This is a genomic window from Amycolatopsis samaneae (genome assembly GCF_039541975.1).
Classification (GTDB): domain Bacteria; phylum Actinomycetota; class Actinomycetes; order Mycobacteriales; family Pseudonocardiaceae; genus Amycolatopsis; species Amycolatopsis samaneae.
On the sequence record NZ_BAABHG010000011.1, the window covers coordinates 349,173 to 355,351 of the forward strand.

The 6,179-nt window shown below is 69.8% G+C and carries 7 protein-coding genes; 3 read left to right on the forward strand and 4 right to left on the reverse strand.

Annotation, left to right across the window (positions count from 1 at the left end):
* Window positions 1-112 precede the first annotated feature (112 nt).
* From ABD987_RS28935 to ABD987_RS28945, 3 genes are read right to left on the reverse strand one after another with little or no spacing between them, the layout of a single operon-like run.
* Complete coding sequence (locus ABD987_RS28935) at window positions 113-1,207, reverse strand: DUF6282 family protein (protein WP_345400715.1); 1,095 nt, start codon at window positions 1,205-1,207, stop codon at window positions 113-115.
* Window positions 1,208-1,265: 58 nt separating this feature from the next.
* Window positions 1,266-2,351 (reverse strand): alpha-hydroxy acid oxidase, encoded by a 1,086-nt coding sequence (locus ABD987_RS28940; protein ID WP_345400718.1) that lies wholly within the window; start codon window positions 2,349-2,351, stop codon window positions 1,266-1,268.
* Window positions 2,348-3,904 (reverse strand): FAD-dependent oxidoreductase, encoded by a 1,557-nt coding sequence (locus ABD987_RS28945; RefSeq protein WP_345400721.1) that lies wholly within the window; start codon window positions 3,902-3,904, stop codon window positions 2,348-2,350. The genes ABD987_RS28940 and ABD987_RS28945 overlap by 4 nt, the downstream gene beginning before the upstream one ends.
* A 182-nt stretch (window positions 3,905-4,086) precedes the next feature.
* Between ABD987_RS28945 and ABD987_RS28950 the strand changes: the two genes are divergently transcribed.
* The 3 genes from ABD987_RS28950 to ABD987_RS28960 are packed head-to-tail and all read left to right on the forward strand — an operon-like array spanning window position 4,087 to window position 5,482.
* Window positions 4,087-4,893 carry an FAD-dependent oxidoreductase gene (locus tag ABD987_RS28950; RefSeq protein WP_345400724.1) on the forward strand — a complete coding sequence of 269 codons (807 nt, stop codon included), beginning with the start codon at window positions 4,087-4,089 and terminating at the stop codon, window positions 4,891-4,893.
* Window positions 4,893-5,021 carry a hypothetical protein gene (locus ABD987_RS28955; protein WP_345400727.1) on the forward strand — a complete coding sequence of 43 codons (129 nt, stop codon included), beginning with the start codon at window positions 4,893-4,895 and terminating at the stop codon, window positions 5,019-5,021. Before ABD987_RS28950 ends, ABD987_RS28955 begins: the two co-directional genes overlap by 1 nt.
* A complete protein-coding gene (locus tag ABD987_RS28960) occupies window positions 5,018-5,482 on the forward strand; it encodes a flavodoxin family protein (RefSeq protein ID WP_345400730.1) in 465 nt (154 codons plus the stop codon). The genes ABD987_RS28955 and ABD987_RS28960 overlap by 4 nt, the downstream gene beginning before the upstream one ends.
* A 12-nt stretch (window positions 5,483-5,494) precedes the next feature.
* On the opposite strand, the gene ABD987_RS28965 is transcribed toward ABD987_RS28960, so the two are convergent.
* On the reverse strand, window positions 5,495-5,836 hold the full coding sequence (locus tag ABD987_RS28965; RefSeq protein ID WP_345400733.1) for a hypothetical protein: 342 nt from the start codon (window positions 5,834-5,836) through the stop codon (window positions 5,495-5,497).
* Between the last annotated feature and the right edge of the window lie 343 nt (window positions 5,837-6,179).

The following is a 6,179-nucleotide window of genomic DNA, read 5'->3' on the forward strand; positions in this document are numbered from 1 at the left end:
CTGAAGGCGTCCTTCAGCGCGGCCAACGCACTGAAAGCGTCCTTCAGCACCCCGCCGCTACTGAGAAAACCTCATTGGGGCGCTCGTCCCCCTCAGTTCCAGGCATTGCTCCTCATACCGCGTTAAGAACCTTCGACGGGTTCACCGAGCTGACCTCGTGGATCTCCTCCTCGGTCAGGCCGAACGCCCGCATGTGCGCGATCAGCAGCCGCAGCGCCTCGACCGTGTTCGGGAACAGCGGTTCGCCCGCGTCGCTGGACAGCGTGACCTGATCGGTGCCGATCTCCTGGATGGTCCGGCACATCACCGCCGGGTCGACACCCAGCAGCGGCGAGATCTCGTCGTAGGTGAAGTTGAGGTACACCCCGGCCGAGGCCAGTTCCTTCATCTGCGCGGTCGAAAGGTCGAGGAAGGGACTGAACGGATGATCCACGACGGCCTTGGTGATGTTCAGCTCGCGCACCTGCTCGGCCATCGCCTCGATTTCGCGGTGCGTGGCGTGTGCGAAGGAGATCATCACGTCGTGGTCGGCGGCCATCCGGAAGAGCTCCCGGTACTCCGGCTTGAGCGCACCGTGCTCGTCGAGCGTGTAGTTGCCGACCTCCAACGCCTTTTCCCACGGCAGCGGATCGCTCCAGGCCGTGGGATCGGCGTCCTTGTCGAACCAGATCGCCTTACCGCCGACCTTGCTCAACGTGTTGGCACTGCGGAACACCGGCAGCCAGATCGCCGAGATCCCGGTCGCCAGCTGCGCGCGGGCCGCTTCGAGCATCGGCAGGCCGCGAGTGTCGGTGCAGATCCAGCCCGGCCACAACCGGACCGGCTCGATCTCCATTTCGTCGGCCCACCTGCGCAGCGGGCCTTCGACCGCGCGCACGGCCTCGGCGGGCCCGGACAGCTCGGGCCGGTTCATCCCGGGCATGCTCTTGAACAGCAGGCCCTTCATCCCACTGGCCGACGCCAGCTTCGCGATCGAAAGCGCGTCCTGCTGGCCTTCGTGCGCGTGGCAGTGCAGGTCCACCGCGTCCTTCACCCCGTGCACCGCGGGCGGGCGGAGAATCTCCGACTTGTAGAGCATCCGCGCCTTGTAGGAGGTCAGGAACCGGTCGTGCGGCGCGTTGTTCGGGCGGCGAAGCCGCGCTTCGGCGAGGAGTTCGGCGACCTCGTCGATGTCGTCGACGGCTTCGCCGGCGTTGGGCACGGTCATCGGGGCTGCACCTCACTGAGTCGGGATTGTTCTTTCCACACAACGATTTCCGCAGGTTTCACGGCAGCGAAACCAGATCGCGGGTGATCTCCTTCGGCGTGGCCACCCCGCACAACGCCAGCGCGTTGTCCAGTTCGGATCGCATCAGGCCGAGCACCTTCGCCACCCCGTCCGCGCCGTCGGCGGCCAGGCCCCACACGATCGGCCTGCCCAGCGCCACCGCGTCGGCGCCCAGCGCCAGCGCCTTCACCACGTCGGTGCCGCGGCGCACACCGCCGTCGAGCAACAGCGGGACGCGCCCGCCGACCTCCTCGGCCAGCAGCGGCAGCTGCGTGATGGAGGCCGGGGTGGTGTCGAGCTGCCTGCCGCCGTGGTTGGACACGAAGATCGCGTCCACCCCGCCCTCGACCGCGAGCCGGGCGTCCGCCGGGTGCAGCACGCCCTTGAGCACGATCGGCATCCGGGTCATCTCCCGCAGCTTTTCGATGTGCCGCCAGGAAATCTCCGGCGACAGCGTCACCCGCCGCACGTCGCCGGAGTCGCTGCCGCCGAGCCCGCGCAGGTTCTCGCACTGGACGTGGTCGGGCAGCTGGTGGAAGTCGTTGCGGTCGTTGCGCTCGTGCCGCCCCAGCGCCGCCGAGTCCACGGTGACCACCAGCGCGCGGCAGCCCGCCGACTCGGCCCGCCGCACCAGCGCGCGGGTGAGTTCCTCGTCCGGTTGCGGGTAGAGCTGGAACCACAGCCCGGGATCGGCGCCGCCGAGCACGGCGCGGGCCTCCTCGGCGATCCGCTCCACCGCGACGGTGGACAGCATGGCGACGGTCATGATCACCCCCGCCGCGGCGGCGGCCCGCGCGGTGGCCAGCTCGGCCTCCGGATGGGCGAGCCGGTGGAAGGCGGTCGGCGCCAGCAGCACCGGCATCGTGGCCGAGCAGCCGAGCAGGTTCACCTCCAGCGACGGCGGCTCGGCGCCACGCAGGACCCTCGGCACCAGGTTGATCGCGGCGAAGGCGGATTCGTTGGCCCGCACCGTGTGTTCGTCCTGCGCGCCACCGGCGAAGTAGTCGTGGTGGACGGGGTCGAGGCGGTCTCGGGCCGCCCGTTCGAACTCGCGAATGGCGAACAACGGCCTTTCCGTGCTCACGCGATCGCCTCGCCGATCGCCTTCGCGACGAATTCGCGCAACGGCCGCCGGTACTCGTCCTCGTCGGTCCATTCGTTGTAGAGCTGCTCGGGCAGGTGCAGCACCGCGATCTGCTCGCCGTCGCGGAAGTGCCGCACCACCGGATGCAGGTAACGGTCCTCGTTGGCCGGGTCCGCCTCCCAGGCACGACCGGCCTCGACGTCGAACGGATCGATCGCGGAGTGCCCGGCGCCGTATTCCAGCGAGACGGTGACGACCTCGCCCACCGCGCCGTAACCCGGCTCGCGCAGCAGGTCGAACGGCATCTCCTCGTGGTAGCGCGAGACGGACTCCCCATCGGGCACCGAGACGAAGTCGCACAGGTAGCCGAACTGCTGCCACAGCGCGGAAGTGTGGTTGAGCCGGTCGAGCAGCGAGTCCGCGAGCTTCCCCGCGTCCACCGGCAGTTCCCGGTACGGCCACGCCGCGTCGTCGTAGCGGTGGGCCAGTACCCGGCTCAGCACGCGGGCGCCGTAGCGGAAGCCGTGGATGAACGCGTTGGTGTACTTCTTGAAGTCACGGACCTGGGTCAGCGTGCCCGCGAAGTACAGGTCCGGCACGTTCACCGACTCGAACTCCGCGGTGAGCTTCGGGAACCGGTCGTTGATGGTCAGCTCGGGCCGGGCGCCCGCGCCGAAGATCGAGGAGTCCAGCGCGAACCCGGTACAGGTGATCACCCGGTCGTAGACCAGCGTCACCGTCTTGGGCCGCCGGGCGTAGGTCAGCGTGACGTGGAACTCGCCGCCGCGCCGTTCGATGCGGCCGATCGTCGCGTCCAGCACCATGTTCTGCGTCTTGAGCTGGTAGGTGTCCAGGAAGTTGTTGTTCACCGCGCGCAGATGCCCGATGAAATGGGTGCGCCACGCGAACTTCAGCGCGCTCGGCCCGAGCACGTGGATGCGGGTGGCGTGCTCGTTGAGGTTGTCCGCGGTTTCGAAGGCGGAGTTGCCCTTGCCGATGATCAGCACGCGCTGGTCGGTGAAGTCCTCCGGATCCACCGACACGTCCGAGTAGCTCTCGGTGGCCTCGATCCCGGGAATGTCCGGGACGAAGGAGCGGCCGAACCCGGTCGCCACCACGACGCGTTTCGCGGTGATCCGCGTGCCGTCCGCGGTGGTGGCGACGAAGTCGCCGTCGCGCTCCAGCCGGGTGATCCGGGTGCCGTACCGGATGTTCAGCCGGTGCGCGTCGGCGAAGTCCGCCAGATAACGCACGTAGTCGTCGGCGTGCGGGAAGTACTTGCCGGTGTAGGCGGTGAAGCGCAGTTCCGGATCGTCCGAAAGCAGCGAATTCCAGTCCATCCGCAGGTTGCGCTCCGCGTCTTCGGAACCGGTGCGCGGTTTGTTGATGGAGATCATCTGCCGGTGCCGGGGAAAGGTCCGGAACGCCGTGCCCGCCGTCTCCCCGGCCTCGGTCACCAGGTAGTCCCGGCCCGCCCGGTCGAGGAAGTAGGCGAGCTGGGTCCCCGCGGGCCCGGCGCCGATGATCAGGTGGTCCAGAGCTGCGCTGCTCACGCGATCGCCTCGCTTCGTCACTCGATCAGGAGACGTGGTCATGATTGCCCCGATTTCTCAGAGAAAAATCAGAGCGCGTGGCCGGGGCCCGCTGTGACCGCGAACACAGCAGGCCGGTGTCACGCTCGCCGTCCGGGCGGTGTCCCCAGGGGTAGTGGCCGAATCGGACGGAGGTGACGGTGATGGCTCGGGTGCTGGTCGTCGGCGCGGGATACGCCGGGGTGATGGCCGCGAACCGGCTCGCGGCGGCGGGCGGACCGGAGGTGAGCGTGACGGTGGTCAATCCCCGGCCGGAGTTCGTGGAACGGATCCGGCTGCACGAGCACGCGGCGGGCGGGACGAACGCCGTGCGGCCGGTGCGCGGGCTGCTGCGCCGCGACGTGCGGCTGCGGGTGGGCACGGTCGAGTCGATCGCCGACCGCTCGGCGCGGCTCGACGACGGCGCCGAGCTCGGCTTCGACTTCCTGCTCTACGCGGTGGGCAGCACCGCCGCGCGGGACGCGCCTGGGACGGCGCTGGGCGCCGCGGACCTAGGTGACGCCGAGACGGTACGCACACGACTGCGGCGGCTGCCCGCGCAGGCGCGGGTCGTGGTGGTCGGCGGCGGGCTGACCGGGATCGAAAGCGCCGCCGAAATCTCCTACCGGTACCCGTCTCTGACGGTCGAGCTGGTTTCGCGGTCGGTCGCCGGATGGCTGCCCGCGCCGAGCCGGGCGCGGATCGAACGCGGGCTCGCCCGCGCCTGGCCGCCCGCACCGGCGACGTCGGGGCCCTGCTGGACGTGCTCGCCCCGGACGTCGTGCAGATCTCCGACGGCGGCGGGCGGGTCACCGCGGCGCGCCGCCCGATCACCGGCGCCGAGCGGGTCGCCCGCTACGTCATCGGGCTGGCCGGGACCAGCATGGCGGGCATGCGCGCCGAGTTCGGCACCTTCAACGCGCTGCCCGCCGTCCTGTTCCGCTCCGGCGGACAACTCGACTCCGTTCTGATGGTCGAGCTGTCCGGGGACCGCATCACCGGCCTCTACGCGGTCCGCAACCCCGACAAGCTGCGTGCCGCCGAGGTGCTCCGCGCGCTCGACCGGCCGCGTCCCGAACCGAAGGGAACATCGTCATGAAGGCCGTCATCGTCTGCACTTCCGTGTCCCACGGCAACACGAAGAGGATCGCCGAGGTCATGGGCGAGGTCATCGGCGCCCCCGTCCTCGCCCCCGAGGAGACCGATCCGGCCGAGCTGGCCGCCTGCGACCTCGTCGGGTTCGGCTCGGGGATCTTCCATCTGGACTTCCATCCCCGGCTGCGCGAGTTCGTCCGGTCGCTGCCGGGCGTGGCACGCGGCAAGGCCTTCGTGTTCGCCACCAGGGGCCTGCCGGAACCGTCGTTCCGGCCCTACACGCGCCGTTTCACCGGGCTCGTCGAGCAAAAGGGCTTCGAGGTGATCGACACCTTCGCGTGTTCGGGGTTCGACACCTGGCTTCCGTTCAAGCTCGTCGGCGGCATCCGCCGGGGACATCCCGGCCCCGCCGATCTGGCGGCGGCGCTCAGGTTCGCCGAGGGGCTGCGCGTCCGCACAGCCTGACCACGGCGGCCGTCAGCTGCCGAGACCCGAGAACCTGGTGGCGAGGTCGCGGTGCCGGACCACGGCCGACCGCACCCGCGCGCTGTCGAGGTCCATCCCCGGCTGCCCGGCGAGGCGCTCCAGCTGGTCGGCGTGGCGCAGATGCTCCCGGGCCGCGTGCTCGCGGCAGGCCAGGCAGGTGACCTGGTCCGGAACCCCGGACGTCCTGGCACGGGGCACCCGCAGGCCGCATCCCGTGGTGACCACGCCGGGGAGTTCGCCCACCAGCCCGAAGGCCGACGCCACCGTGGCCCGGACGGCGGCGTCGCCGTTCAGGTCCCTGCCGATGTGCACGTACGGATCGGTGTCGCCCACCGGCCCTCCTTCGCCTCGGCCGCCATTATTCACCGATCGGCTCAGGTTCGGTGGATGGTGTTCCGTCGTGGGGTGCGGGTAGGGTCGAGCCAGGCGGGTGGCAGGAATTCGGGGAGTCCGTCGTTGGCGACGCGAACTTCCCATTCGGATCGGTGGATGACCTTGTGGTGTATGGAACATAAGAGCACGGTATTGTCCACTTTGGTCTCGCCGTGATGTGCCCAGTAGGAGTCGACACGGGGCGCGGTGCCCGGGTTGCCCCGGGTCGTTTCCCCGATGTCGCTCCCCCGAACCGGACGTGCGACTTTCACCGCATCCGGCTCTCCACGAGTTGCCATCAGGC

What these genes read in the sequence shown, in the direction of transcription:
- ABD987_RS28935 (WP_345400715.1), bottom strand. Translation starts at nt 1,207, where the DNA reads ATGACCGTGCCCAACGCCGGCGAAGCCGTCGACGACATCGACGAGGTC.
- ABD987_RS28950 (WP_345400724.1), top strand. Translation starts at nt 4,087, where the DNA reads ATGGCTCGGGTGCTGGTCGTCGGCGCGGGATACGCCGGGGTGATGGCC.
- ABD987_RS28955 (WP_345400727.1), top strand. Translation starts at nt 4,893, where the DNA reads ATGGTCGAGCTGTCCGGGGACCGCATCACCGGCCTCTACGCGGTCCGC.
- ABD987_RS28960 (WP_345400730.1), top strand. Translation starts at nt 5,018, where the DNA reads ATGAAGGCCGTCATCGTCTGCACTTCCGTGTCCCACGGCAACACGAAG.